The sequence below is a fragment of the Leptothrix ochracea genome (genome assembly GCF_041083635.1).
Taxonomy (GTDB): domain Bacteria; phylum Pseudomonadota; class Gammaproteobacteria; order Burkholderiales; family Burkholderiaceae_C; genus Sphaerotilus; species Sphaerotilus ochraceus.
In genome coordinates, this window is sequence record NZ_JBFPHB010000007.1 from 192,383 (window position 1) to 217,019 (window position 24,637).

Consider the following 24,637-nt stretch of genomic DNA (forward strand, 5'->3'; position numbering starts at 1 on the left):
AGGTGCCGATCCGACGGTCTTGGGATGGCCCAAAACCTAAAGTGCAGCGGTCACTTTTTAAATATTGAGTCAAAGGGCTTGGCTATGACTGATTTGCTGAACACGATGGAGTCCATTCAGGTCAAGAGAGTCGAGCATTTACCGTTCACGGTTCGTTTGGTCAAAAACGATGTTGAACTGCGTAAAGCCGTGGCGATTCGCCACCTTGCCTATGCCCGACATCTGCCGGAATTCGCTCAGATGCTGACAGCGCCTGAGCCGATGGACTACAACGAAAGCGTGGTTATTTTATTGGCCGAGTCCAAAGTCGATGGCTCACCCATTGGCACTTTGAGAATCCAATCCAATCATCTTCGACCGTTGGAGATTGAACGATCCCTGAAGTTACCCGTCTGGCTTCAAGGTACTTGCTTGGTCGAAGCCACTCGGTTGGGTGTGACCAATCGCCAAGTGGGTCATCTGGTCAAGACGGTCTTGTTCAAGGCGTTCTACCAGTACTGTCAACAGAGGCATATCGACTGGGTGGTCGTGACAGGTCGGTCACCGATTGATCGGCAATATGAACAATTGCTCTTTTGCGATGTTTATCCAGGGCAGGGCTACATTCCCATGCGCCATGTTCACAATGTGCCGCATCGAGTGATGGCCCTGCACATCCAGAGCGCTCAGGCGCGATGGACGGCCGTGAAGCACCCATTGTTGGATTTCATGTGCCATACCGATCACCCCGATATCGATCTAGGCCCGACTCAATGCAAATTACGCGCCGTCGATAAGATGCCATCCGTCTGTGGGGTCAAGCGGGACTGGATCTGATGTGCCAACGCCTGCAATGCGGTGTCTTGGATAAAACTTGCCGACGACGGTGCTTGCAACAGGACGTCAGGCATCAAAGCGGGTGAGATCACATAGCCTTGAACGTAATCCACGCCGATATCCGTCAAGGTCTGGACCGTGGCAGCATCTTCGGCCCATTCGGCGACAGTTTTCATCCCGAGGTTGCGCGCGAGATTCACGATCGCCTCCACGATGGCAATGTTGGCGGGATGTTCGTTCATGTTCACGATGAAGTTGCCATCAATTTTGAGTAAATCGCTGGGCAAGTCCTTCAGATACGAAAACGACGTATAACCGGCCCCGAAATCATCCAAAGCGACACGCGCACCGTAGTAGCGCACCCGATCAATGAAACGACGGGTGTTTTCCAAATCGTGCAAAGCCACGCTTTCCGTGATCTCTAGGCAAAGGTAATGGGCCACGTCCAGATGATTTTCAAGCAAGACAAAAACTTCTTGTGTGAAGCGTTCGTCATTGAGGGACGCACCGCTGAGATTCATGCAGACGAATTGAGTATGGCTCAGGCGGTTTTGGTTACTTGACAACCAGCTCAGGGTCGAGGCAAGGACCCAGCGATCAATCATGCCCATGCGTCCGCTACTTTCTCCGGCTGCAATGAGGCGATCCGTCGAGATGCGTTCACCATTCGGGTCACGCATGCGTAGCAGAACTTCAAAGTTGAGAGAGCTGTGGGGGGCTGTCAGAGACATGATGGGCTGCATCTCTAAGAACAAACCACGAATGTCTGAGTGTGCGGAGAGTTGTTCCACCAACCGCAATTCGGCCTCGTGCTCCAGAAACACGCGAGCACCCTTGCCAAAAACCACCAAACCGTTGCTGTTGCCGGACTTCGCTTCGTGACAGGCACGATCCGCCGTCGAGACGGCGTCCTTGGTCGATGAGCCCCCTGAGACTTCAATCAGGCCGATGGAGCCTCTGACATGAAAGGCTCGGCTGCCGACTTTGTACGGCGTTTGACCAATGCTGGTGACCAGTCCTTGACAAATGGCGTGAGCCAAGGTGAGGGACGTATCTGGCATCACGATCACGAATTCATCGCCACCCACGCGGCCGAGACTCATGGTCTTGGAAAGCAATGCGCGGACACGGCCACACACTTGTTGAAGCACTTCATCGCCGGCGCTGTGACCAAACAGATCGTTGATGAGTTTGAAACGATCCAAATCCAAGTAAGCCAAGGCCAGGGGGTGCTCTTCGGTGGCCTCAGCCATGGCGGCATCGAGAATTTTTTCAATGCCGCGACGGTTAAGAACTTTGGTCAGTGGATCGTTGCTGGCGAGAAATTGCAGGTGTTTGGTGGTCTGAGACTTATCGGTCACGTCTTGCAAAGAGCCTTCCACCCGATCGTGAGCCAACGTTGCCTTCACCAAATAGGCACGAGAAAGGTTCAGATGGACGGGGGTGTCGGTGAGAACTTCCATCTCCATTTCTGCATCACTTTGGGTGCTCACCAAGTGCTGCAAGCGCTGCCATTCGGCGGGTGGGAAAAAAGCGCCCCAAGCTTCAACGGCCTCTTCCAAGGTGGAGGCCCCCAGCGTTGTGAGCAAGGCTGGATTGGCACTCATCAACTGCCCGGCCAAATCAAGGGTGAATAAGCCAATGGGCATCGCTTCATAGGTGTGTTGCAGCTTGGCTTGCATGGCCACCCGAGCATCGTGCTCTTGCTTCATCTGTGCAGCGATGGCCAGTGAAGCCAGCAAACTCGATGCAAGAGCTGCCGTCACGCTATTGATGGCGCCAATCAAGCCGCGCAACCCCAAGGATGCTGAAACGACTTCATACAGACTGGCAAACAGGGTAAAGGCCAATGAAGCGCCGTACCACATGGCGACCCGGGAGCGGGTCTTATGCAGGATGCGTACCAAAAGGTACACCAACATCACCACCCCCAGACCTGTCGCCATCCATAGGAGCGGCAGGTAGTGCGCATAGGACAACAGGGTTGAGAGCAGCAGCAGGGGTATACAGGACCAACGGGCCACTTGAATCAGTCGCCGGTGGCCGAGTTGATTCAGTTCTTCTTTAAAAAGCGTGGTGAAGAGGACCAAGGTCAAAACATAGTAAAGCGTCAGTGTCAGCAGCCGGCCTTGAGAGAGGCCTTCATGGGGAATCGTGTACCCCAGCCAGTGTTGATCCCAGCCCGCTGACAAAGAGGCCATGCGCAGGTTGACGACCAGCCAAGCGGCGAACAGAACATAGGTACTGTTGCGATTGATCAACGCGGTGATGAAGACAAACAAGGCCAAGATGATCAGGCCACCTTCAAGCAAGCCAGCGCTGTGATGGAACGCTTGGGTGGCCGAGGCAAGCTCAGCGGCGGACCATTGAAGAATCGTCAGCCGTGCTGGGCCAATGAATGTCGTGCGACACACCACCGCTGTCGGTTGAACGGCGGGTGACGGCGGTATGGTCAGAAGAAAACCGGCCCGGCTGGTCGAGATCGCGCCATGCAATACACCTGTACGCAGCCCTTCACCGAGCAGACGAGCATCGTCTGCCGACCAGCAGGTGATGCTCGTGGCATGTCGTGAGGGAAATTCGACGAGTGGAACCGTTCCATCGGCCTGTGTCTCAGGAGGCCGAAAAGAGAACCAGAACGGCGACTCGGAAAGCCGGTTTTCTGCAAAAAGGAGGGGAGGCTGACCTTTTAAAGCCGCTTGAGCGTCGGCCAAACTCCACCCGCCTTTTCCAGATTCTTTGATCATCTGAAAGGGCAGTGTGCTTGTTTGGTTGGGAATGGGATAGTGCAAATCCCAAGCGACAATAGCCCATAGCGATATCAGGGCAATGCTGATCGGTACGGCATAGGCGGAGAGTCGGTATAACCAGCGTTCCAAACTTACACGCCAAGCGTCAGACTTTAGATCGAGTGTTGTCTGCATCAGCCGGGTAGGTATTCATTCGAGGGGGTCATTATGCGGTGACTTGGTCGGCGGAGAGTCTTCCAGTGGGACATAAAACGAAGCCCTATAGCCTTGCACCGATACATCGATCTAACGTCATGAGAAAGCGCAAAAAATCTTCAGTTTTGATTCATAAACCGGTGCTGCCATCAACACGGAGACTTGTGTTGCCTTTGATTTTTGGCCTGATGGTTCTCATCGTGGCGGTGTTCGCACGCCACGGGGTGGATCATGGGGGCGTGGTCTCACGCGCAGATGGGGGCACCGCTGGTCTGTTGATTTGGATTTTGACGCCTGCCTTGCTGGCATGGGTGTTTCGCCGCTTGGATGCCGATGTTCGTACCACGCAGCCTTTTGCCTTCCAGCGCGCATCGTTGCGGTTGGCCGTGGGGGTGATGATCTTGGCCGCGTTAGCGGTTTGGATGGTGATCAAGCTCGGTCTGGCTATGGGCGGCTTGGTCATGGATCTCGTGACAGCGCCACCGCCTTTCGCTCGTCGCATGCTCGATCTTGCGAGTGTTGCCGTCTTTGCTTTGCTGGAAGAATCGGCTTGGCGAGGTTATCTGATGCCGGCTCTGCTGGCTCGTTTTCGCTATACCGTGGTTCTCGGTGTCGGTGCAGTGATCTGGTTTGCTTGGCACTTGCCGTACTTGGATGTGCTCTCGGCCAGTTACACCGTGGAATCGACGACGACTTTGGCGCCCCGATTATTTCTAGGCGTACTTGCGATGCAACTGGTCTACATCGAGCTTTTTCTCAAAAGCCGATCGGTGTGGCCCGCTTTTGCATTGCATGCCACCCTGAATATCGTCGCCCAAATCAACCTTTCCTCGGGGCTGACGCTGAATCGGACGCACACATGGGCGTTTTCACCCAGTGCGGATGGCCTACCCATCATGGCGTTGTGTACCGTCGTGGGGTTGGCCATGTATTCAGTCCGGATGAGTCGTGAAAGACGTCGTGAAAAACCTGCTCAAGGAAAACGGCATGCTGGCTAATTCATTCGAAAAGATGGCGATGACCACGCTTCAAACGGTTGTGGCATTCATGACAACGGAATTTCCTCAAAGCCGAGTCACCGTCGAGGCGGTGGGCTCAAAAGCATCGGTGGTGCGACGCGATGTCGGTGTTGACGCACTGCGCCCCGGCGGCACAGTCTCTGGGCCCGTCATGATGGAGGTGGCAGATGTGGCGCTTTATGTCGCCATTCTTGGTGAGGTCGGTATCGTGCCCTTGGCGGTGACCACCAGCCTGAACATCAATTTCCTGCGCAAGCCGGTCGCCAGTCAGGCACTGATTGGCCGCTGCGAACTGCTCAAGGTCGGCCGCTCTTTGGTCATTGGGGAAGTTTCGATTTACAGCGAAGGCACCGAGGAGCCAGTGGCTCATGCTGTGGGTACCTACGCTTTGCCTCGCTAAAAGCCAGTTCAGGGGATGAAACTGGCTATTGGCGGAAGCGGTGAGATTCGAACTCACGGAGGGCGTCAACCCTCGCCGGTTTTCAAGACCGGTGCCTTAAACCGCTCGGCCACGCTTCCTAGGAAGGCCGCGATTGTCGCAGATTTTTGCGGCGTTTTTTCATTTCTAAGCTTTTCATCATGCACAACGTCACAGGCGGGGGGGTGTCGAAAAGTAGAATGCCGGCCTAACGAAGAAACCATCCGAGGAGCCTTCATGGCAGGTCATTCCAAGTGGGCCAACATCCAGCATCGCAAAGGCCGTCAGGACGAAAAGCGCGGCAAGATCTGGACCCGCATCATCCGTGAAATCACGGTCGCAGCTCGCCAAGGTGGCGGTGATACCAGCGTCAATCCACGTTTGCGTCTCGCCATCGACAAGGCCAAAGCCGCCAACATGCCGGCTGATCGCATCAAGTACAACATCGATAAGGCTTCAGGCGCGCTGGAAGGCGTGAATTACGAAGAAATCCGCTACGAGGGTTACGGCATCGGTGGTGCCGCGATCATCATCGACACCATGACCGATAACCGCGTGCGCACGGTGGCTGAGATTCGGCATGCTTTCAGCAAGTACGGTGGCAACTTGGGCACCGAAGGTTCGGTCGCTTTCCAGTTCAAACATTGCGGCCAGATTGTTTTTGCGCCAGGCGTGAGCGAAGACAAAGTGATGGAAGTCGCTTTGGAAGCCGGGGCTGAGGATGTCATCACAGATGACGACGGTGCCATTGAAGTCCTGAGTTCGCCGGTTGATTTCGAGGCGGTGCGCAATGCGCTTGACGCCGCAGGGCTCAAGCATGAGCTCGCTGAAGTGACGATGCGCGCTGAAAACACCATTGAACTGAGCGGCGATGACGCCGCACGCATGCAAAAACTCTTGGACGTTCTTGAAGATCTCGACGACGCCCAAGCCATTCATCACAACGCGGTGCTCTGACCATGAAAGTGCTAGTTATCGGTTCAGGCGGGCGTGAACACGCTCTGGCTTGGAAACTCACGCAAGCCGAGCGTGTACAAAAAGTTTTTGTGGCCCCTGGCAACGGTGGCACGGCAGCAGATGCTCGTTTGCGCAACATTCCTTTGAGCGATCTTGAGGCGCTGGCTGATTTTGCCGTGAGCGAAAAGATTGCCCTGACCGTGGTGGGCCCTGAAGTGCCGCTCTCGGCCGGTGTGGTGGATGCTTTCCGCGCCCGTGGTTTGCGCATCTTTGGCCCGACCAAGGCGGCTGCACAGCTTGAAAGCTCCAAGGCTTTTGCCAAGGACTTCATGAAGCGGCACAAGATCCCGACCGCTGCCTACGACACCTTCAGCGATGTGGCCGCAGCCCATGCGTATGTGGACAAGATGGGGGCCCCCATCGTCATCAAGGCGGATGGCTTGGCTGCTGGCAAGGGGGTGGTGGTCGCGATGTCGCTTGAAGAGGCGCATCAAGCCGTGGATTGGATGCTGACTGACGACGCCGGCAACAACACCTTGGGCGTGAAGCACAACGCGGGCGGTGCGCGCGTGGTGATCGAGGAGTTCTTGCTCGGCGAAGAGGCCAGCTTCATCGTCATGGTCGATGGCAAGAACAACATCCTGCCTTTGGCCACCAGTCAAGACCACAAGCGGCTGGGTGATGCAGATACTGGGCCGAATACCGGCGGCATGGGCGCTTACTCACCCGCGCCGGTGGTGACACCCAATGTGCACGCCAAGGTGATGCAAGACATCATCCGCCCGACCATTGAAGGCATGGCCAAGGACGGCATTCCGTTCACCGGTTTCCTCTACGCTGGCTTGATGATCGATGCCAAGGGCCAAGTCAAGACGCTGGAATTCAACACCCGCATGGGAGACCCCGAAACGCAGCCGATCATGATGCGTTTCAAGAGTGACTTGTTTGAGGTCTTGCTGCACGCCACCGATGGCACCTTGGATCAGGTGCAGCTCGATTGGGATCGTCGCGTGGCCTTGGGCGTGGTGTTGGCGGCCCATGGCTATCCCTTGGACCCTCGCAAGGGCGATCCCATCACCGGTCTGCCGGAAGAGAGTGAAGACTGCATGGTCTTCCATGCGGGCACCAGCTCAGCCGTACCGCTGTCACCGGCCGCAGGGGTGGTGACCAGCGGTGGGCGTGTGCTGTGCGTGACAGCACTGGGTGATACGGTGAAAGCGGCGCAGCAGCGTGTTTACCAAGACGTGCGTTCAATCCGCTTTGACGGTATGCAGTTCCGCAGCGACATTGGCTATCGGGCGATCAAGCGTTGAGCACGTTCGATCCCGTGGTGCCGCCGCAAGGTCGAGCTTGGGTGGCTTGGTTGTTGCGGGTGATGGGCTGGAAGGTCCATTACAGCGGACTACCAACCCGCCAAGGCGTGATCATCGTCGCCCCCCACACGTCCAATTGGGATTTCGTGGTGGGTGTGCTGGTCAAGTGGGCCATGGGGATCCCCGCCAATTTTTGGGCCAAGAACAGCCTGTTTCGCTGGCCGATCTTGGGCCCGTGGCTGCGTTGGCTTGGGGGCGTGCCCATCGATCGGCAAGCCTCCACCGGGATGGTCGGCAGCGCCGTGCAAGCCATGCGCCAAGCCCGCGATACCGATCAGGTGCTCTGGATCGTGCTGACGCCTGAAGGCACGCGCAGTCGCACCGAAGGTTGGCGCTCGGGCTTCTATCACCTTGCCCATGGGGCTGACGTGCCCTTGGGATTGGCGGTGCTTGACTTTGGCCACAAGGAAGTCCGCTTGGTCACGTTCATTCGACTGAGCGGTGATGCTGAAGCGGATATGGGGCTGATTGCCCAAACCTATGCGCAAGTCCAAGGTGCGCATCCCGCGTCTTTTGGACCGGTTCGCTTACGTGGGTAAGCGTTGTTATTGAAGAAAACGAGGAGATCAACATCATGACGACCCCCATCACGCCTGCCGATGTGCGGGCTTATTTGCTCGGCCTGCAAGAGCGTATTTGCAGCACTGTGGGCGCCGAAGACGGCAAGAGCTTCATCCACGACGCTTGGCAACGTCCGGCCGGTGGCCGTTTGGAGGGCGAGGGCATCACGCGCTTGGTGGAAGAAGGCCACTTGCTGGAGCGTGGTGGCTGTGCGTTCTCGCACGTGCGCGGTCCGGCTTTGCCCCCTTCGGCCACCCAGCATCGGCCCGAGTTGGCGGGTGCGCCGTTCGAGGCCATGGGCGTGTCGCTGGTGTTCCATCCGCGCAACCCGTATGTGCCGACCGTGCACATGAACGTGCGCATGATCTCAGCCAAGAACCCGGCCGGTGAAACGGTGGCCTGGTTTGGGGGCGGCATGGATCTGACGCCGTACTACGGTTTCGAAGAAGACGCCGTGCACTTCCACCAAGTCTGCCGCGATGCGCTGGCACCCTTCGGTGCCGATCTGTATCCGCGTTTCAAGGCGTGGTGTGACGAGTACTTCTTCCTCAAGCACCGCAACGAGCCGCGTGGCGTGGGTGGCATCTTCTTTGATGACTTCTCTGAGCTGGGCTTGGAAGGCAGCTTTGCCATGCTGCGTGCGGTGGGCGACGCTTTCCTTGAAACATGGCTGCCGATCGCCAAGAAGCGCCGCGACACACCGTATGGCGAGCGCGAGCGCGAATTCCAAGCCTTCCGTCGGGGTCGCTATGTCGAGTTCAACTTGGTCTGGGACCGGGGCACGCTGTTTGGCTTGCAATCGGGCGGCCGCACCGAATCCATCCTGATGTCGATGCCGCCGCTGGCGCGCTGGGGCTACCAGTGGGCTCCTGAGGCGGGTTCGGCCGAGGCGCGGCTCTACAGCGACTTCTTGCGTCCGCGTGATTGGGCGCATGGGGGTTGAACCTCTTCGTATCGGACTGTTCGGCGGCAGTTTTGATCCGGTGCATGCCGGTCATCTTGCCTTGGCTTGTGCCGCCCAGCAGCAACTTGGTCTCGACCAGTTGCGCTGGATCCCCGCCGGTCAGCCTTGGCAAAAACCTCGGGGGCTGCTGGCGGCGGAGCATCGTTTGGCGATGTTGGCGCGCGTCCTCAAGGGTCGCCCTGAACATGTTCTTGATGCCTGCGAAATCAACCGCGCTGGTCCGAGCTACACCGTGCAAACCTTGCGTGAGCTACAAGCTTCGGCCCAGAACGTTGAATGGTTTTTGCTGATGGGCCAAGACCAGTACGCTCGGTTGAACACTTGGCACGCTTGGAGCGAGGTGGTCCAGCGGGTCGATTTGGCGGTGGTGGCGCGTGATGGCGAGCCTCCTGAGACCACACCCGAGGTGCTGGCCGCCCTGCGTCAAGCAGGTCGTTCGGTGCATACCGTCACAATGCGGGCTGCGGCAGTGTCTTCGACGCTGTTGCGCGAGCGCTTGCATGCGGGTGTGGCCGCGCATCAACTGGTGCCTTTGGGGCTGGATGAGCGTGTGGCTGACTACATTGAGCAGCACGGTTTGTACCGTCCGGCGCTCAAATCCTTAGATTACAAACAACAGAACGCATCAAACTGAATGGATATCCGCAAGCTGCAACGTGCCATCGTCGATGGCCTGGAAGATGTCAAGGCCCAGGACATCGTGGTGTACAACACCGAGCACCTCTCACCGCTGTTCGAGCGCATCGTCGTGGCCTCCGGCACCAGCAACCGGCAGACCAAGGCCTTGGCCGCCAGCGTGCGTGACGCAGTGCGGGCGCGGGGCGGCGAGGTTCTCAGCACCGAAGGCGAGGGCAACGGCGAATGGATCATCGTGGATTGCGGTCAAGCCGTGGTGCATGTGATGCAGCCAGTGATTCGCCAGTACTACCACTTGGAAGAAATCTGGGGTGGCAAGGCGGTGCGCATGAAGCTTGGCACAGTGACCCAAGGTTTGGTCAAAGCGTCGGACGACGCGATGGACGACGACACTGAAGCCTCGCCCGTGGTGAAGAAGAGTCGCTCAGCTGCCAACACGGCTGCACCGGCTGTGCCGAAGAAGCGGGCGGCCACCAAGACGACAGCGACTGGCATCGCTGCCAAGAAGGCTGCGCCGCGCAAGAAGGCCTCTCCCACGACCATTGAAACCGTGGTGGCGCGCACGCCTTCGCCGCGTCCGACAGGTCGCAACAAAGCCGGCTTCAAGGCGATTGCTGAAAAGGCCGCTGGCAAGCCGGCTCGCAAGGCCCCGGCCAAACGTACCAAGACCACAACACGGGCATGAAGCTGCTGCTGGTGGCCGTTGGCCAGCGCATGCCGGCTTGGGCGGAGACGGCCTACGAGGATTACGCCAAGCGTTTCCCGCCTGATCTGCCCTTGACGCTCAAGGCGGTCAAGACGGAGCCGCGCACCCAAGGCAAACCTGTGTCGGCTTTGATGGCGGCTGAGAAAAGCCGTATCGAAGCAGCGCTGCCCAAGGGCGTGCGCCGTGTGGTGCTGGACGAGCATGGCGCTCGACTCACCACGGTGCAGTTGGCGGCGCGTTTGCAGGCGTGGCAACACGATGGTCGCGACGTGGCGTTGCTCATCGGCGGCCCCGATGGGCTTGATCCCGAGCTGCAAGCCAGTGCGGATGAAGCCTTGCGTTTGTCCGATCTGACCTTGCCGCATGCTTTTGCGCGGGTGTTGTTGGCCGAGGCGCTTTACCGCGCTTGGTCGCTCAACACCGGGCATCCGTATCACCGGGAATAACGTGGGTTCGTTCCTCATGACAGCCCTTTTGCCCGTGCTTTATCTCGCCTCGCAAAGCCCGCGACGCCGCCAGCTGCTCGACCAGATCGGGGTGCGCCATGAACTGCTCTTGCCTTTGGCCGGCGAAGACGCCGAAGCCCTTGAGGCGACCCGCCACGGCGAGTCACCCCGGCGTTATGTCGAGCGTGTGACACGCGCTAAATGGGCGGCGGCCTGTGCCCGGCACAAGGCCTGCGATTTGCCGCCGGGCTGTATCTTGTGCGCCGACACCACCGTGGCCTTGGGCGATCTGATCTTGGGCAAACCGGAGGACTCGGCCGACGCGGCACGTATCCTGCAACTGCTTTCTGGGCAGACCCATCGGGTGCTGACCGCTGTGATGGTGGGGCGCTCCGATGGGCTTGATGCTCCGAAGGCCGCCGCCTTGGCGGTCAGCGTGTCACGGGTCCGGTGGGCGCAAGTGTCGCAAGCTGACATCGACGCCTACGTGGCCAGTGGTGAGCCGATGGGCAAGGCCGGGGCGTATGCCATCCAGAGCCGTGCAGCGATGTGGATTGAGCGTATTCAGGGCAGTTATTCCGGCATCATGGGGCTGCCCTTGTTTGAAACATCGCGTTTGCTGCGGCAAACCGGTTGGACCCTCTAAAAAGAACATCACAACACCTGCTATGCAAGACATCCTCGTCAACTGGACGCCGCAGGAAACGCGCGTGGCCACCGTGGAGAACGGGGTCGTGCAGGATTTGCACATCGAGCGCACGCTGGAGCGCGGTCTGGTCGGCAATGTTTATGCCGGTCGCGTGGCGCGGGTGCTGCCCGGCATGCAGTCGGCTTTCATCGATATCGGCTTAGAGCGCGCGGCCTTCTTGCATGTGGCCGATGTGCATGTGCCGGGTGTCGGTCACCATGGTCGGGGACCGCAGACGGACGCGGGTGTTGCGCCACCGCTGATCGAAAAGCATGTGTTTGACGGTCAAACCCTGATCGTGCAGGTGATCAAGGATCCCATCGGTACCAAAGGTGCTCGGCTCTCCACTCAAATCTCGGTTGCCGGGCGTTTGTTGGTTTATTTGCCGCAGGACGAGCACATCGGGATCTCGCAAAAGATCGGCTCTGGCGAGTTGCGCGATCAATTGCGCCAACGCCTGAACAAGCTGGTGGGGACGCGCGAGGAGGGCGGCGGTGGCGGTTTCATCCTGCGCACCAACGCCGAAGATGCGACCGACGCTGAACTGGCCGATGACATTGCTTATCTGCGCAAAACGTGGTCCGAGATCCGCGCTGCGGCCATGCGTACCCCGCCGGGCTCGCTTTTGCATGAGGACTTGCGCTTGGTGCAGCGGGTTTTGCGTGATTTGGTGGGTGAGCAGACGCAGTCGATTCGCATCGATTCAGGCATGCAGTTCGAGGCGCTGCGCTCTTTTGGTCAGCGTTATATGCCAAGTGCTGTGGCGCGTTTGCAGCATTACCAGGGCGATCGACCGCTGTTTGACCTGCACAACATTGATCAAGAAATTGAACGTGCCTTGGCGCGCCGGGTGGATCTGAAGTCGGGTGGTTATCTGGTTTTTGATCAAACCGAGGCCATGACCACCATCGATGTCAATACCGGTGGTTTTGTCGGTGCGCGCAATTTTGACGACACCATTTTCAAAACCAATTTAGAAGCGGCTTGGGTGATTGCGCGCCAATTGCGGTTGCGTAATCTGGGCGGCATCATCATCATCGACTTCATCGATATGGTGAAAACCGATCATCAAGAGGCGGTGCTGGCGGAATTACGCAAGCAACTCGGGCGCGATCGCACCAAAGTGACGGTGAGCGGGTTTACCCAGCTTGGTTTGGTGGAACTCACCCGCAAACGTACGCGCGAATCCTTGGCACACATGCTTTGCCAACCTTGCCCGACGTGTCAGGGGCGGGGCCAAGTCAAAAATGCCCGCACTGTTTGCTACGACATCCTGCGCGAAATTCTGCGCGAAGCGCGCCAGTTTGATCCGCAGGAATTTCGCGTCATCGCCGCCCCGGCGGTGGTTGAAATGCTGCTGGATGAGGAAAGCACCCATCTGGCCGGACTGTCCGAATTCATCGGTAAACGCATCTCCATGCAAGCCGAAGCCACGATGAATCCGGAGCAGTACGACATTGTGTTGATGTAAGGGGCTGATGGATGGATCTTGCTTTGGATCCGGTGAGCCCTTGGCCTGTGCTTTTGGTGCTCTGTGTTGCCATCGTGACGGCACGCTTGTTGGAGCGTTTCTGGGGCGTTATCGCACCGGTGGGGCGATATCGATCCATTGAGGGTTTACGGGGTTATCTGGCGTTGAGTGTTTTTCTACATCACGCTTGTATTTGGTATTTCTATCAACGTGATCATGTTTGGGCGGTGCCGCCATCGCGCCTGTATACCCAACTGGGTCAGGTAGGCGTTGCCTTTTTCTTCATGATCACGGGTTTTTTGTTCTTTTCAAAATTACTCGATCACCGTGATCGGGGTATCCCGATCGACTGGGCGGCGTTGTTTCGATCCAGAGCAAGGCGTTTGGTGCCGCTGTATCTTTTCGCCATGCTTCTCATGGCGTTATGTGTGGCTCAAGTCTCTGGCTGGCAACTCCAAGACCATCTCCTCACCTTGATTCGCCATGGGTTGTCATGGGTGTTTTTCACGGCGTGGGGCGCACCGAATCTGAACGGCGTTTCTCATACGTTCACCATCGTCGCTGGGGTCACATGGTCGCTGCCCTATGAGTGGCTTTTCTACGCATCGCTACCGGTCCTTGGAGGCATGGTCGGCCTTCGGTCGTCCCGAAAATGGACGGCGATGGGGGCACTGGCTTTGTTGTTGCTCTTGGCCCGCCAACCGGTATTGATTCATGTGACCTCGTTTCTTGGAGGCATTTTGGCGGCTTGGGCTGCACGCCATCCCAAGTTACAAATGTTCGCCTCAAGCCATCTGGCGTCATGGCTCATGATCTTGTTGCTCGGCATGGAGGTGATGATGTTCGATACCGCCTACGGTGCGATTCAGTCGATCATGTTGACCGCTGTTTTTGTCTTGATTGCTTCCGGTAATACGCTGTTTGGATCTTTGACGACAAATGTTTCATACATCTTGGGCCAAATGGCGTATAGCATTTATATGCTTCATGGCCTGTGCTTGTTTATGGCGTTCAATGCGATCAACGGGTACGTTGCCCCAAGCCATCTATCAGGGCATGATCATTGGTTAACGATCATGATGATCGTTCCTTTGCTTGTTCTATTTAGTTTTGTTTCATTCGTTTTTTGGGAGAGACCATTCATGAATAAAAATCATCAAAGGTGGTCTGAATGATCTGGCTTGAGCGATTGTCATCTTGGTTGAAATCTGTCAACAGGACTCGGCTTATTCGGCGTCGACTTGGTCGGGAATCTTTTCTAAAATCGGGCGAATGCTCCTACAGTGAGTGGATCAAGTTAAACAGTCGTAAGGAGGCTATAAATAGTCTTGACTTGGCCAAAACATCAGCCACATATGATTCGCCCACAGTCAGTTTAGTGGTTTCTTGTAAAAATCCACATCCCTTTTATTTTACGGAGTTTTTGCGCTCTGTTTTAGGGCAAAGCAATAAGTGTTGGTATCTTTGGATTTGTTGCTCAGTACTGGATAAAGAGCGAATCCAAAATTGGATGCATATTATGAGCATCAAGGACGATCGCATCAAGTTGATTGAACCAAATGATTTGAATTGCGCAGTTTTAAGTGATTATGTTGGATTTACTCGGCAGGATGATATGTTGCATCCAGATGCCTTGAGTTGGATATCGTGCGCTATCCATTGCAAGCCATCGGCGGCGATCATCTATGCAGATGAAGATCAGATTTCTGATTCCAATGCACGCATGAATCCTGATTTCAAACCTGATTGGAGTCCCGATTTTTTCAGATCTGCTGGGTATATCGGGCCTTTTGCTGTTCTTCGGAAGCATGTGATTCTTGAAGCGCACCTGTGGGATGCCATTGATCGGGGTTTGATGGGCTCACAGCTGATCTTTCACGCGGTTGAAGAAGTGCTGGATGCGAAGTGCATCGTGCATGTGCCACAGGTTTTGTATCACGTGCGCTGCCTCCCGCAGCGGCAGCGGTTGGGTGCGATACAGCGCGCCACATCGGCCTTGCAGGCCCATTTGGATCGGGTGTTTCCTGGTGCCTTGGCGCAACATCATGGGGAAGACTTCTCTGGACGACCATGGTTTCGGGTGCGCTATCCCATGCCGGCATCCGTGCCCTTGGTTTCGATCATCATTCCGACGCGCAACGCCAAGTCGCTTGTCGAGCAATGCATTCAAAGTTTGGTTGAAAAAACGACGTATAAAAACTATGAAATCATCTTGGTTGATAACGGATCTGATGATCCTGAGTCATTGCAGTATTTTGAATCATTGAATGGTTTGCCAAATATTACTGTTGTCAGGGATGATGGCGAGTTTAATTATTCAAAGTTGAACAATGATGCTGTTGTTAAGGCTCGCGGAGATTATATTGTTTTGATGAATAATGACATTGAAATCATTCATGATGATTGGTTGGATGAAATGATTTCATTGGGCTCAAGGCCTGGCACCGGTGTTGTTGGTGCGAAGCTTTTATATCCAGATGGTCGGGTGCAGCATGCTGGTGTTATTGCTGGATTGGGCGGCGTAGCTGGCCATATTCATCGATACCTTGAGTCCGATCAGGCTGGCTACCAAGGCCGGGCGGTGCTAACGCATAACCTCTTGGTGGTCACTGCGGCTTGCTTGTTGGTGCGTCGATCCATTTATGAATCCATGGGTGGTCTCAATGACGTTGATTTGAAAGTCGCCTTCAATGATGTTGACTTTTGTTTGCGTGTGCATCAGGCTGGTTATATGAATGTGTGGACACCTTTTGCAACGTTGATTCATCATGAATCAGCGACACGGGGTCTTGATGACCATCCTGTGAAAAAAGCTCGATTTTTGCGCGAATGTGATTTCATGCATAAAACCTATGATGACCTACTAAAAAACGATCCTTTCTATAATAAAAACTGTACCTTGAATGATGAGTCTTTCCATCGTTCAATGCCGACACGTTTTTCGAGTGTTGCGTTTATCGATCAATTGAGTGCCTAATGCAAAACAGCGGCTATTTCAAGTTTCGCGCCTTTTTATGGCATCTCAAGCAAAAACTACCTTATGTGCGTCGGCGTGAATATGCTGTGATGGCCCAGCGCTACGAGCAAGCACTCTTGGCGTTCATGGCCAAGCCGTCGATGGCGACCGATGCCGGTTTCACGGTGGTGCATCAGCGTGCGGATGTGGCTGGTGAAGCAACAAGTGCCGGCCGTGATCTCTGTTTGTTTGTCAGCTATGCGCCGCAACCCACGGTTAAAGCGCATGTGTTGCATCACATCCAAGCTTTTCGTCAGGAAGGTTTTGAGGTCATTCTGATCTTGAACAGTCCTCATGCGGCTGAGACGTTCACGTTGGACCCGGCGTTGGTGGTCGCTTGTGAAGCCATCTGTGTGCGCGAGAACACCGGGCTTGATTTCGCCGCCTGGGCGCATGCCGTGGATCACTTCAAGCTCGGCACCGTTGAGCTGGACCGGGTGGTGCTGGCCAACGACAGCATCATCGGGCCGGTGTCGCAGCCGGCGTTCAAAGCTTTGGTGGATCGGGTGCGGGCTTCAAAGAGCGATGTGATTGGTCTGACCGAGAACTGGGCACCGCGCTGGCATCTTCAAAGCTTTTTCTTGGTCTTTCAGCGCGAAGCGTTGCAGCGCGGCCTCTTTGCGCAGGCCATGGCCTCCATCCAGAACCTGCCCAACAAGGATCTGGTCATTGATGTCTACGAAACCCATTTCACCTTGGCGATGAAAGCGCAAGGCTTGCGCTGTGAGGCCTTGTTTGAGGCCGATCCGCACAATCTCTACAAGGCCAACAGCATTTACTACCGTTGGGCCAGCTTGATGGAGCGCGGTTTTCCGTACTTGAAGGTGAGCGTGTTGGCTGAAGGTCAGCACAATCCGGCCGTGCGTGCGGCACTCCCGGCGGAGATGCTTCAGGCTTGGGAGCGGGAGCAGGTTAAGCCGAAGTGAGGTTGATGTCCTTCAGCAAAGCCGCTTCGGCATCCTTGGTCGCCAGCAGCGGTAGGACACCCAAGTCCGGCCACTCAATACCGATCGCTGGGTCGTTCCAGCGCACCGAGCCTTCGGACTTGGGCGCGTAGTAATCGGTGGTTTTGTAGAGGAATTCGGCGCTGTCGCTCAGGGTTAAAAAACCGTGGGCAAAGCCGGGGGGCATCCAGAGTTGGCGGTGGTTGTCGGCGCTGAGTTCAACCCCCACCCAGCGGCCGAAGTGGGGGCTCTCCGGGCGAATATCGACCGCAACGTCAAACACGGCGCCCGATGTGACCCGCACCAGCTTGCCTTGGGCGTGGGGCGCCCGTTGAAAGTGCAGGCCGCGCAACACGCCGCGTTGCGAGCGCGATTGGTTGTCCTGCACAAACGTCACCTCGTGGCCCACCGCCTGGTTGAAGGTGCGTTGATTCCAGCTCTCGAAAAAATGGCCTCGGGCGTCGCCAAACACGCGGGGCTCAAAAATCAAGACGTCGGGGTGATCGGTGGGGATGACTTTCAGCATGATCTGGGGGGTCTTTGTCTCGGTCTTTGAGGCTTTAGTAAATGGTGTCGTGCAGCACCTTCATCAGGTACTGACCGTAGCCATTTTTGAGCAGCGGCTGCGCCAAGCGTGCCAGCTGTTCAGCGTCGATCCAGCCTTGGCGAAAGGCAATTTCTTCTAAGCAAGCCACCTTCAAACCTTGGCGTTTTTCGAGCGTGGCGATGAACTGACCCGCTTCGAGCAAGCTGTCGTGCGTGCCGGTATCGAGCCAAGCGTAGCCCCGGCCCATGATTTCGACGTTGAGCTGGTTTTGCCGCAAGTAGGTGGCGTTCACCTCGGTGATTTCCAGTTCGCCACGCGGACTTGGTTGGATGGACGCGGCGATGTCGCAGACCTGTTCGTCATAGAAATACAGCCCGGTGACGGCGTAGTTGCTCTTGGGTGCCTTGGGTTTTTCTTCGATGCTCAGCGCGCGCTTGTCGGCATCAAACTCAACCACACCGTAACGTTCGGGATCAGTGACGTGATAGGCAAAGACGCTGGCGCCGCTGGTGCGGTGGGTGGCATGGCGCAGGATGCGCGGCAGATCATGGCCGTGATAGATGTTGTCGCCGAGCACCAGCGCGCTGGGTGAGCCGCCCACAAACTCGCGCCCCAAAATGAAGGCTTGCGCCAGCCCATCTGGGCTGGGCTGCACGCAGTAGCTCAAGTTCAAGCCCCAGCGGCTGCCGTTGCCCAGCAAGGCCTCGAAGCGCGGCGTGTCTTGCGGGGTCGAAATCACCAAGATGTCGCGAATCCCAGCCAGCATCAAGGTGCTGAGCGGGTAGTACACCATCGGCTTGTCGTAGACCGGCAGCAACTGCTTGCTGATCGCCAAGGTCGCCGGATGCAACCGGGTGCCGGAACCCCCGGCGAGGATGATGCCTTTGCGTTGCATAAACGTTTCCTTGGGTTGTTGTTGTGCAGTAGGTGTGCCGCGTTCAGCCCAGCACTTCCGCCAGCATCCGTTCCACCCCCGGCTGCCATGGGGGCAGGGTGAGGTTGAAGGTGCTTTGCAGGCGCTGGGTCGAGAGGCGCGAGTTGAGCGGGCGCTTGGCCGGCGTTGGGTAGGCGCTGGTGGGGATGGGCAGGACGGCTTCGGGCACGGCTTGCAGCGCGTGGCCGTGGGTTTGGGCCCAAGCGATGACGTGGCGGGCGTAACCGTGCCAGCTGGTTTCACCGCCGGCGACCACGTGGTACAGCCCGGAAACCTCCGGGCGGGCTTGGGCGCTGCGCAAGGCGTGGGCAGTGACATCGGCCAGCAGATCGGCTCCGGTGGGCGCACCGATTTGGTCGTCGATGACGCTCAACTTGTTGCGCTCACCTGCCAGCCGCAGCATGGTCTTGGCGAAGTTGGACCCGCGTGCGCCGTAGACCCAGCTGGTGCGCAGGATCAGGTGTTGGCAGCCGCTGGCTTGGATGAGTTGTTCACCTTCGAGCTTGGTTTGGCCGTAAACGTTCAAGGGGCCGGTGGCATCGCTTTCCAGCCGGGCGTGGTCACCTGCGCCGTCAAAGACGTAATCGGTGCTGTAGTGCACCAGCCAAGCGCCGAGTGCCGCCGCTTCGCGAGCCAGCACGCCGGGGGCGGTGGCGTTGATGCGCCGCGCCAAATCAGGTTCGCTCTCGGCTTTATCGACAGCGGTGTGGGCTGCTGCGTTGACGATCACGTCCGGGCGCAGCAAGCGCACGGTTTCAGCCAAGGCGCTGGGATGTGCAAAGTCGCCGCACAAGCCGGGATGCTGAACGCTGCCGTCTTGGTCCAAGCCGATGACATGGCCCAGAGGGGCCAACGCACGCTGCAACTCCCAGCCCACTTGGCCGCCTTTACCGAGCAGAAGAATTTTCATGGAAGGTCCCTTCTTTCTTGCTTTGAACGACTCAACGGGCCGCGTAGTTTTGCGCCACCCAGTCGCGATAAGCCCCGGTGCGCACGGCGTCGGTCCAGACGGTGTTGTCCAAGTACCAGCGCACGGTCTTGTCGATGCCCGACTCGAAGGTCTCGGCCGGTTGCCAGCCGATCTCGCGCTCCACCTTGCTGGGGTCGATGGCGTAGCGCCGGTCGTGGCCCGGGCGATCTGCCACATAGGTGATCTGCGCTTCGTAGCGGCTGCCATCGGCCTTGGGGCGCAGCTCGTCGAGCTTGCGGCAGATGGTGGTCACCACGTCGATGTTGCGCACTTCGTTCTTGCCGCCGACGTTGTAGGTTTCGCCGACGCGGCCCTTGGCCAAGACCTGTTGGATCGCCTCGCAGTGGTCGCGGACATACAGCCAGTCGCGGATGTTGAGCCCGTCACCGTAGACCGGCAGGGGTTTGCCGTCCAAGGCGTTCAAGATCATCAGCGGGATGAGTTTTTCCGGGAAGTGGTACGGCCCGTAGTTGTTGCTGCAATTGGTGGTCAGCGTCGGCAAGCCGTAGGTGTGGTGATAGGCGCGCACCAAGTGATCCGAGCCCGCTTTGCTGGCCGAGTACGGGCTGTTGGGCGCGTAGGCGGTGGTCTCGGAGAAGGCAGGGTCGGTCTCGGAGAGCGAGCCATAGACCTCGTCGGTCGAAACGTGCAGGAAACGGAAAGCCGCTTTGGCCTCGGTAGTCATCGCACCCCAGTAAGCGCGCACCGCTTCGAGCAGCTCAAACGTGCCGACCATGTTGGTCTGAATGAATTCGCCGGGGCCGTGGATGCTGCGATCGACGTGGCTTTCGGCGGCGAAGTGCAACACGGCGCGCGGTTGATGCTCAGCCAGCAGTTGGGCGACCAAAGCGCGATCGGCGATATCGCCCTGCACCAAGGTGCAACGACCGGCGTCGAGGTGTGCCGCGATGGTTTGCGGGTTGCCAGCGTAGGTCAGTTTGTCCAGCACCAGCACCGGCTCGGTGCTCTTGTCGAACCAATGATGGATGAAGTTTCCGCCGATAAAGCCGGCCGCGCCTGTGATCAGAATCATGGGTTCAGGGGTGTCAAAGGAGTGTCAAGAGGTGGGCAGAGGGTCAGAGCGAAAAAGCGTGGGCGAGGCGGGTCCAGCCCCAGTGGGTGGCGAGCCGGAGGGTTTTCCAGTCGCGCATGCCCAAGGCCCAACGCCGGCCAACGATTTGGCCGGCGACCTGGGGGCGCTTCAGGCGCAGCAGGTTGCGCGCCAAGTTGCGGGCATCAACGCCGCGCATCATGGCGTCGGGCAGGTCGCGCACAAACACCGCCAACTCGGCGTCGTCCATGAAGTCGCCAAAGTTGAAGAAACCGTGGACGCCAAAGGTCGGCTGGGATGGTCGGCGCGGCTCGTAGGAGAAACGTTCCCCCAACGCAAAATCGCCGAAGCGGATGCCGTGGCGCTGTACCAAGAGATCGCGGTTGCGATGGCAGATGGCCAGATCTTCGGGATTGCTGCGCACGAACGCCGGGTCGAGCAGGGCGTCGAGCAAGCGCTTGGAGCGCAGCGAAAAGCCGCCGTTGCCCACGGCGATGTCCCGGTCGCACCAGATCCACGGCGCGCCGAGGTAATCGGTGTCGAGAAAGGCCGGCTCCCAAGCTTCGGGGTGGATGACGAAGCCGTCCCATTGGGTGATCAGCACATGGCTGGTCGCCACATGGGGGGCCAAGCCCTGCAACATGAACGCTGAGTAGGTCGCTACCGAATCCACGCCGGGCGCGGGCAGCACGCGCACACGTGGGTCGTGGACATCGTCCAGCCGGTCCGGCGCGGTGAACAAAATCGCATCACCGAAGTCGATCTGCGCCATCGAGCGCTGCATGCCGGCCAGCGCGGCACCGGGGGTGCGGGTATCGACGGCGCAGATCGTGACCTGCGGCAGGGCCAAGCGTGATGCTGATTCAGCCATGGTCAGCGCGGGCCTCGCGGCGGGCTTCTTGCAAGTCGGCGTCGGCCATCTCTTGCACCAGCTCATCAAAGGTGGTGCGTGGCTTCCAGCCCAGCTTGGCATGCGCGTGGGTTGGGTCGCCGAGCAGGGTTTCAACTTCGGCGGGGCGGAAGTAGCGCGGATCGACCCGCACCACGGTGTCGCCGACCTTGCAAGCCAAAGCCGGATCCAGCACGGCCTCAATCAAGCCGACCTCCTCCACGCCTTGGCCTTCAAAGCGGATTATCAAGCCCATGCGCTGAGCCGCTTTTTGCACAAACTCGCGCACGCTGTGCTGCTCACCAGTGGCGATCACAAAGTCTTCGGCTTGCTCTTGCTGAAGCATCAGCCACTGCATCTCGACGTAGTCCTTGGCGTGGCCCCAGTCGCGCAGCGCGTCCATGTTGCCCAGGTACAGGCAGGGCTGGCGGCCGATGGCGATGCGCGCCAAGGCGCGGGTGATCTTGCGGGTGACGAAGGTCTCGCCGCGCAGCGGGCTCTCATGATTGAACAAGATGCCGTTGCAGGCGTACATGCCGTAGGCCTCGCGGTAGTTGACCGTGATCCAGTAGGCGTAGAGCTTGGCCACCGCGTAGGGGCTGCGCGGGTAGAAGGGTGTGCTTTCCTTTTGCGGCACTTCCTGCACCAAGCCGTAGAGCTCAGAGGTCGAGGCCTGATAGAAGCGGCAGGTTTTTTCCAGCCCGGCAATGCGGATGGCTTCAAGCAAGCGCAGCGCGCCCAAACCATCAGCGTTGGCGGTGTACTCGGGCTCTTCGAAGCTCACGGCGACATGGCTTTGGGCGGCCAAGTTGTAGATCTCGTCCGGGCGAATCTGCTGCACCAAGCGCACCAGATTGGTCGAATCGGTCAGATCGCCGTAGTGCAGCACGAAGCGGCCGTCGCTGACATGCGGATCGTCATAGATGGCGTCGATGCGCTGCGTGTTGAAGATCGACACCCGCCGACGCACGCCGTGCACTTCATAGCCCTTGTCGAGCAGCAGACGGGCAAGGTAGGCACCGTCTTGGCCGGTCACGCCGGTGATCAGGGCTTTTTTCATGGGGCGTTTCTTCCGTTCATCGTCAATTCAAAGTCGCACATCTCGGCAATCAAGGGGGCCAGCGAGGGGGTCGGCTGCCAATGCAGGGCCTCAATTGTGCTTCGGAGATCGACCGGCATTTGATCCGGATCGGTGGGGCGGTAAAAAGCGGGGTCCACGCTGACCCACACATGGCCGTCGCGTGGGCAGCGTCCCACCTCATCCAGCCCTTGGCCCTCCCAGACCATATCCAGCCCCACGTGAGCGGCGGTGAGGCTGACAAAGTCGCGCACGCTGTGCAGGCGCCCGCTGGCCAAAACATGATCCCCGGCTTGGGGATGTTGGGCAATCAGCCACAAGCCTTGAACGATGTCACGCGCATGCGACCAGTCGCGCAGTGCGTCGAGCTTGCCCAAGCGCAGTGGGGCGGGTTGGGTGACACCCGCATCCAACTCGCGCCGGATCCGCACCAACTCACGCACGATCTTGCGGGTGACAAAAGCGTCGCCACGCAGGGGGCTTTCGTGGTTGAAGAGGATCGCGGTGCTGATGGGTGTGGCCATGCTTTGGCGATAAACCCGCGCCATCAGATGGGCAAACGCTTTGGCGGCACCGTAGGGGCTTTGGGCACCGATGGGGGTGTGCGCATCAATGTGGGTTTGGCCCTGCAAATCAAGGATCTCGGCCGAGGAGGGCTGCACCACCGGCACACCGCCAAGCTGACGAGCCGCTTCAAAGATCCGCACTGCGCCCATGCCGGCGGACTCCGCAGTGAGCAAAGGCTCAGCAAAGGAGCGCGCCACCGAGCTTTGCGCCGCCAGATGAATGATTCGGTCTGGGCGCAAAGCGGCGATGCGCGTGAGCACATCGTTGCCCCTCGTGTCCAAGTCCAGCTCGACCAAACGCACCTGATCGTGCACGCCCAGATAACGCAAGCGCCACAGCCGCGCCGGATCGTCAAACTCGCGGCCCAGGCCGATCACGTCATGGCCAAGATCCAACAGATGCCGGGCCAGATAAGCGCCATCTTGGCCGAGGATGCCGGTGATCAGGACGCGTTCTTGCATCAGGCTTGGGCGTGCTGCATGAGTTGCTGATAGAGCGCGAGGTATTCGTCGGTGCAGCGATCCCACGAAAAGCTCAGCGCTCGGGCCCGGACCCGCGCCCCCGCCTGAGCATCGAAGTGGGCGAGGCCTTGCTCGACACAGCGCTTCATGCTTGCGGGTTCGAAGTCGTGCCAGTAGAAGGCTTCTTCGCCGCCGATCTCGGGCAGGCTGGTCAGGTTGGACAAGAACACGGGTCGGCCGAAGTACATCGCTTCCAGCGCTGGCAAGCCAAAGCCTTCGGTGAGCGAGGGGAACATGAAGGCGGCGCAGTGGGCGTAAAGCCACGCCTTTTGGCCTTCGTTGACGTCGAAATGAAACTGCACGTTGTGCAGACCCCGGGCTTGGACCTGCGCTTGCAAGGCTCGCCCATCGGCGCTGTCGCCCCCCGCCAGCACCAAGGTTTTTTCGGGCCAGAGCGCCATCATGTCGATCAAGGTGACCAGATTCTTCGACGGGGCCATGCGGCTGATGTGGAAGAAGAAGCTGCCGGGCTCCAAGCCGGGTAGACCGGGCAGGGGGGTCTGCGGCTGCTGACTGAAATCGCGCGAAGCCAAGTGGATGACATGCACCGGCCTTTGGGTGGCCAAGTGGGTTTCGATGTCGCCTTTGACGAAATGGCTGATCGTCACCACCGCATCGCTGCGCTTGACTTGGGTGTCGATGCGCCGCAGGTATTTCTGGATCTTGTCGCCGGAGCGGAAGTAGAGAAAGTTCAGATCCATCACACCTTGCAAGACCGCCTTGGCCGAGCTTGGCGCGCGAAAGGGGTTGAACTGGTGCAGCGAATGCCACAGATCAAAGCGCTCACCGCGCAGATGCAGCCAGCGCTGCCAATGGGATGTCCCGAGGTAGCGCACTTGGGGGCCAAAATGGCCGTGCAGCCGCTCGGGCAGATGAAAGCACAGCTCCAGCCCGTGTTCTTCGAGCAACTGGGGGGCCCGTTCGGCCAAACGCTGACCGAGCTGTTGCGACACTTCGCCCAAGCCGTCATGGAAAGTCCGCAATTGGCCAAAGCTCAGACCGATGCGACGTAGGGGCGGACGATTCATGGGGGCTGCTTCGTGATGCGTGAGTGGGACGAGGTCGGCATTATCGCGGCCCTTTCTTTCGACTCCCTGTGTCTGCTGCCTACAATCCGAGC

General features: G+C 58.3%; 24 protein-coding genes and 1 tRNA gene. 15 read left to right on the forward strand and 10 right to left on the reverse strand.

Features of this window, described 5'->3' with window-relative positions:
- Positions 1 to 84: 84 nt before the first annotated feature.
- The gene (locus tag AB3X39_RS03795; RefSeq protein WP_369416018.1) at positions 85 to 816 is read left to right on the forward strand and encodes a hypothetical protein; all 732 of its coding nucleotides are present in this window, start codon (positions 85 to 87) and stop codon (positions 814 to 816) included.
- Here the strand turns inward: AB3X39_RS03795 and AB3X39_RS03800 are convergent.
- On the reverse strand, positions 750 to 3,230 hold the full coding sequence (locus tag AB3X39_RS03800) for a putative bifunctional diguanylate cyclase/phosphodiesterase (protein WP_369416019.1): 2,481 nt from the start codon (positions 3,228 to 3,230) through the stop codon (positions 750 to 752). The genes AB3X39_RS03795 and AB3X39_RS03800 overlap by 67 nt on opposite strands.
- Positions 3,231 to 3,928: 698 nt before the next feature.
- Between AB3X39_RS03800 and AB3X39_RS03805 the strand changes: the two genes are divergently transcribed.
- Both AB3X39_RS03805 and AB3X39_RS03810 read left to right on the forward strand, forming a co-directional pair.
- The gene (locus AB3X39_RS03805) at positions 3,929 to 4,759 is read left to right on the forward strand and encodes a CPBP family intramembrane glutamic endopeptidase (RefSeq protein ID WP_369416020.1); all 831 of its coding nucleotides are present in this window, start codon (positions 3,929 to 3,931) and stop codon (positions 4,757 to 4,759) included.
- Positions 4,749 to 5,180 (forward strand): PaaI family thioesterase, encoded by a 432-nt coding sequence (locus AB3X39_RS03810; RefSeq protein WP_473964887.1) that lies wholly within the window; start codon positions 4,749 to 4,751, stop codon positions 5,178 to 5,180. The genes AB3X39_RS03805 and AB3X39_RS03810 overlap by 11 nt, the downstream gene beginning before the upstream one ends.
- A 29-nt stretch (positions 5,181 to 5,209) precedes the next feature.
- Here the strand turns inward: AB3X39_RS03810 and AB3X39_RS03815 are convergent.
- Positions 5,210 to 5,299, reverse strand: a tRNA-Ser gene (locus tag AB3X39_RS03815).
- A 136-nt stretch (positions 5,300 to 5,435) separates the two neighbouring features.
- On the opposite strand from AB3X39_RS03815, the gene AB3X39_RS03820 reads away from it, so the two are divergent.
- The 12 genes from AB3X39_RS03820 to AB3X39_RS03875 all read left to right on the forward strand — a co-directional run bounded on the left by AB3X39_RS03820 (position 5,436) and on the right by AB3X39_RS03875 (position 16,942).
- Complete coding sequence (locus AB3X39_RS03820; RefSeq protein WP_369416021.1) at positions 5,436 to 6,155, forward strand: YebC/PmpR family DNA-binding transcriptional regulator; 720 nt, start codon at positions 5,436 to 5,438, stop codon at positions 6,153 to 6,155.
- Between the two features lie 2 nt (positions 6,156 to 6,157).
- A complete protein-coding gene (gene purD, locus AB3X39_RS03825; RefSeq protein ID WP_369416022.1) occupies positions 6,158 to 7,468 on the forward strand; it encodes a phosphoribosylamine--glycine ligase in 1,311 nt (436 codons plus the stop codon).
- Positions 7,465 to 8,067, forward strand: coding sequence for a 1-acyl-sn-glycerol-3-phosphate acyltransferase (locus tag AB3X39_RS03830; protein ID WP_369416023.1), 603 nt, complete (start codon positions 7,465 to 7,467; stop codon positions 8,065 to 8,067). The genes purD and AB3X39_RS03830 overlap by 4 nt, the downstream gene beginning before the upstream one ends.
- A 35-nt stretch (positions 8,068 to 8,102) precedes the next feature.
- Complete coding sequence (hemF, locus tag AB3X39_RS03835; protein ID WP_369416024.1) at positions 8,103 to 9,032, forward strand: oxygen-dependent coproporphyrinogen oxidase; 930 nt, start codon at positions 8,103 to 8,105, stop codon at positions 9,030 to 9,032.
- A complete protein-coding gene (nadD, locus tag AB3X39_RS03840; protein ID WP_369416025.1) occupies positions 9,022 to 9,687 on the forward strand; it encodes a nicotinate-nucleotide adenylyltransferase in 666 nt (221 codons plus the stop codon). Before hemF ends, nadD begins: the two co-directional genes overlap by 11 nt.
- Positions 9,688 to 10,374 (forward strand): ribosome silencing factor, encoded by a 687-nt coding sequence (gene rsfS / locus AB3X39_RS03845; protein ID WP_369416026.1) that lies wholly within the window; start codon positions 9,688 to 9,690, stop codon positions 10,372 to 10,374. It abuts the gene before it with no gap.
- Positions 10,371 to 10,841, forward strand: coding sequence for a 23S rRNA (pseudouridine(1915)-N(3))-methyltransferase RlmH (gene rlmH, locus AB3X39_RS03850; RefSeq protein WP_369416027.1), 471 nt, complete (start codon positions 10,371 to 10,373; stop codon positions 10,839 to 10,841). Before rsfS ends, rlmH begins: the two co-directional genes overlap by 4 nt.
- 16 nt (positions 10,842 to 10,857) lie before the next feature.
- A complete protein-coding gene (locus AB3X39_RS03855) occupies positions 10,858 to 11,487 on the forward strand; it encodes a Maf family protein (RefSeq protein ID WP_369416028.1) in 630 nt (209 codons plus the stop codon).
- 22 nt (positions 11,488 to 11,509) lie between these two features.
- The gene (rng, locus tag AB3X39_RS03860; RefSeq protein WP_369416029.1) at positions 11,510 to 13,000 is read left to right on the forward strand and encodes a ribonuclease G; all 1,491 of its coding nucleotides are present in this window, start codon (positions 11,510 to 11,512) and stop codon (positions 12,998 to 13,000) included.
- An 11-nt stretch (positions 13,001 to 13,011) separates the two neighbouring features.
- Entirely contained in the window at positions 13,012 to 14,175 is a 1,164-nt protein-coding gene (locus AB3X39_RS03865) for an acyltransferase family protein (RefSeq protein WP_369416030.1), read from the forward strand.
- Between the two features lie 344 nt (positions 14,176 to 14,519).
- Positions 14,520 to 15,977, forward strand: coding sequence for a glycosyltransferase family 2 protein (locus tag AB3X39_RS03870; protein ID WP_369416031.1), 1,458 nt, complete (start codon positions 14,520 to 14,522; stop codon positions 15,975 to 15,977).
- A gap of 89 nt (positions 15,978 to 16,066) precedes the next feature.
- On the forward strand, positions 16,067 to 16,942 hold the full coding sequence (locus AB3X39_RS03875) for a rhamnan synthesis F family protein (RefSeq protein WP_369416032.1): 876 nt from the start codon (positions 16,067 to 16,069) through the stop codon (positions 16,940 to 16,942).
- Here AB3X39_RS03875 and rfbC read toward each other — a convergent pair.
- From rfbC to AB3X39_RS03915, 8 genes are read right to left on the reverse strand one after another with little or no spacing between them, the layout of a single operon-like run.
- A complete protein-coding gene (gene rfbC, locus AB3X39_RS03880) occupies positions 16,929 to 17,483 on the reverse strand; it encodes a dTDP-4-dehydrorhamnose 3,5-epimerase (RefSeq protein ID WP_407069355.1) in 555 nt (184 codons plus the stop codon). The genes AB3X39_RS03875 and rfbC overlap by 14 nt on opposite strands.
- Before the next feature lie 37 nt (positions 17,484 to 17,520).
- Complete coding sequence (rfbA, locus tag AB3X39_RS03885; RefSeq protein WP_369416034.1) at positions 17,521 to 18,402, reverse strand: glucose-1-phosphate thymidylyltransferase RfbA; 882 nt, start codon at positions 18,400 to 18,402, stop codon at positions 17,521 to 17,523.
- Between the two features lie 43 nt (positions 18,403 to 18,445).
- Entirely contained in the window at positions 18,446 to 19,351 is a 906-nt protein-coding gene (rfbD, locus tag AB3X39_RS03890; RefSeq protein ID WP_369416035.1) for a dTDP-4-dehydrorhamnose reductase, read from the reverse strand.
- Between the two features lie 31 nt (positions 19,352 to 19,382).
- Positions 19,383 to 20,444, reverse strand: coding sequence for a dTDP-glucose 4,6-dehydratase (gene rfbB / locus AB3X39_RS03895; protein ID WP_369416036.1), 1,062 nt, complete (start codon positions 20,442 to 20,444; stop codon positions 19,383 to 19,385).
- Between the two features lie 43 nt (positions 20,445 to 20,487).
- Entirely contained in the window at positions 20,488 to 21,333 is an 846-nt protein-coding gene (locus AB3X39_RS03900) for a DUF5672 family protein (protein WP_369416037.1), read from the reverse strand.
- On the reverse strand, positions 21,326 to 22,411 hold the full coding sequence (gene gmd / locus AB3X39_RS03905) for a GDP-mannose 4,6-dehydratase (RefSeq protein ID WP_369416038.1): 1,086 nt from the start codon (positions 22,409 to 22,411) through the stop codon (positions 21,326 to 21,328). Before gmd ends, AB3X39_RS03900 begins: the two co-directional genes overlap by 8 nt.
- On the reverse strand, positions 22,408 to 23,457 hold the full coding sequence (locus AB3X39_RS03910) for a GDP-mannose 4,6-dehydratase (protein ID WP_369416039.1): 1,050 nt from the start codon (positions 23,455 to 23,457) through the stop codon (positions 22,408 to 22,410). The genes gmd and AB3X39_RS03910 overlap by 4 nt, the downstream gene beginning before the upstream one ends.
- The gene (locus AB3X39_RS03915; RefSeq protein WP_369416040.1) at positions 23,457 to 24,545 is read right to left on the reverse strand and encodes a glycosyltransferase family 4 protein; all 1,089 of its coding nucleotides are present in this window, start codon (positions 24,543 to 24,545) and stop codon (positions 23,457 to 23,459) included. Before AB3X39_RS03915 ends, AB3X39_RS03910 begins: the two co-directional genes overlap by 1 nt.
- Between the last annotated feature and the right edge of the window lie 92 nt (positions 24,546 to 24,637).

Bases quoted from the DNA above. Each gene is read 5' to 3' on its own strand.
- AB3X39_RS03795 (WP_369416018.1), top strand. From the start codon at position 85: ATGACTGATTTGCTGAACACGATGGAGTCCATTCAGGTCAAGAGAGTC.
- AB3X39_RS03810 (WP_473964887.1), top strand. From the start codon at position 4,749: ATGCTGGCTAATTCATTCGAAAAGATGGCGATGACCACGCTTCAAACG.
- AB3X39_RS03820 (WP_369416021.1), top strand. From the start codon at position 5,436: ATGGCAGGTCATTCCAAGTGGGCCAACATCCAGCATCGCAAAGGCCGT.
- purD (WP_369416022.1), top strand. From the start codon at position 6,158: ATGAAAGTGCTAGTTATCGGTTCAGGCGGGCGTGAACACGCTCTGGCT.
- hemF (WP_369416024.1), top strand. From the start codon at position 8,103: ATGACGACCCCCATCACGCCTGCCGATGTGCGGGCTTATTTGCTCGGC.
- nadD (WP_369416025.1), top strand. From the start codon at position 9,022: ATGGGGGTTGAACCTCTTCGTATCGGACTGTTCGGCGGCAGTTTTGAT.
- rsfS (WP_369416026.1), top strand. From the start codon at position 9,688: ATGGATATCCGCAAGCTGCAACGTGCCATCGTCGATGGCCTGGAAGAT.
- rlmH (WP_369416027.1), top strand. From the start codon at position 10,371: ATGAAGCTGCTGCTGGTGGCCGTTGGCCAGCGCATGCCGGCTTGGGCG.
- AB3X39_RS03855 (WP_369416028.1), top strand. From the start codon at position 10,858: ATGACAGCCCTTTTGCCCGTGCTTTATCTCGCCTCGCAAAGCCCGCGA.
- rng (WP_369416029.1), top strand. From the start codon at position 11,510: ATGCAAGACATCCTCGTCAACTGGACGCCGCAGGAAACGCGCGTGGCC.
- AB3X39_RS03865 (WP_369416030.1), top strand. From the start codon at position 13,012: ATGGATCTTGCTTTGGATCCGGTGAGCCCTTGGCCTGTGCTTTTGGTG.
- AB3X39_RS03870 (WP_369416031.1), top strand. From the start codon at position 14,520: ATGAGCATCAAGGACGATCGCATCAAGTTGATTGAACCAAATGATTTG.
- AB3X39_RS03875 (WP_369416032.1), top strand. From the start codon at position 16,067: ATGGCCCAGCGCTACGAGCAAGCACTCTTGGCGTTCATGGCCAAGCCG.
- rfbA (WP_369416034.1), bottom strand. From the start codon at position 18,402: ATGCAACGCAAAGGCATCATCCTCGCCGGGGGTTCCGGCACCCGGTTG.
- rfbD (WP_369416035.1), bottom strand. From the start codon at position 19,351: ATGAAAATTCTTCTGCTCGGTAAAGGCGGCCAAGTGGGCTGGGAGTTG.
- rfbB (WP_369416036.1), bottom strand. From the start codon at position 20,444: ATGATTCTGATCACAGGCGCGGCCGGCTTTATCGGCGGAAACTTCATC.
- AB3X39_RS03900 (WP_369416037.1), bottom strand. From the start codon at position 21,333: ATGGCTGAATCAGCATCACGCTTGGCCCTGCCGCAGGTCACGATCTGC.
- gmd (WP_369416038.1), bottom strand. From the start codon at position 22,411: ATGAAAAAAGCCCTGATCACCGGCGTGACCGGCCAAGACGGTGCCTAC.
- AB3X39_RS03910 (WP_369416039.1), bottom strand. From the start codon at position 23,457: ATGCAAGAACGCGTCCTGATCACCGGCATCCTCGGCCAAGATGGCGCT.
- AB3X39_RS03915 (WP_369416040.1), bottom strand. From the start codon at position 24,545: ATGAATCGTCCGCCCCTACGTCGCATCGGTCTGAGCTTTGGCCAATTG.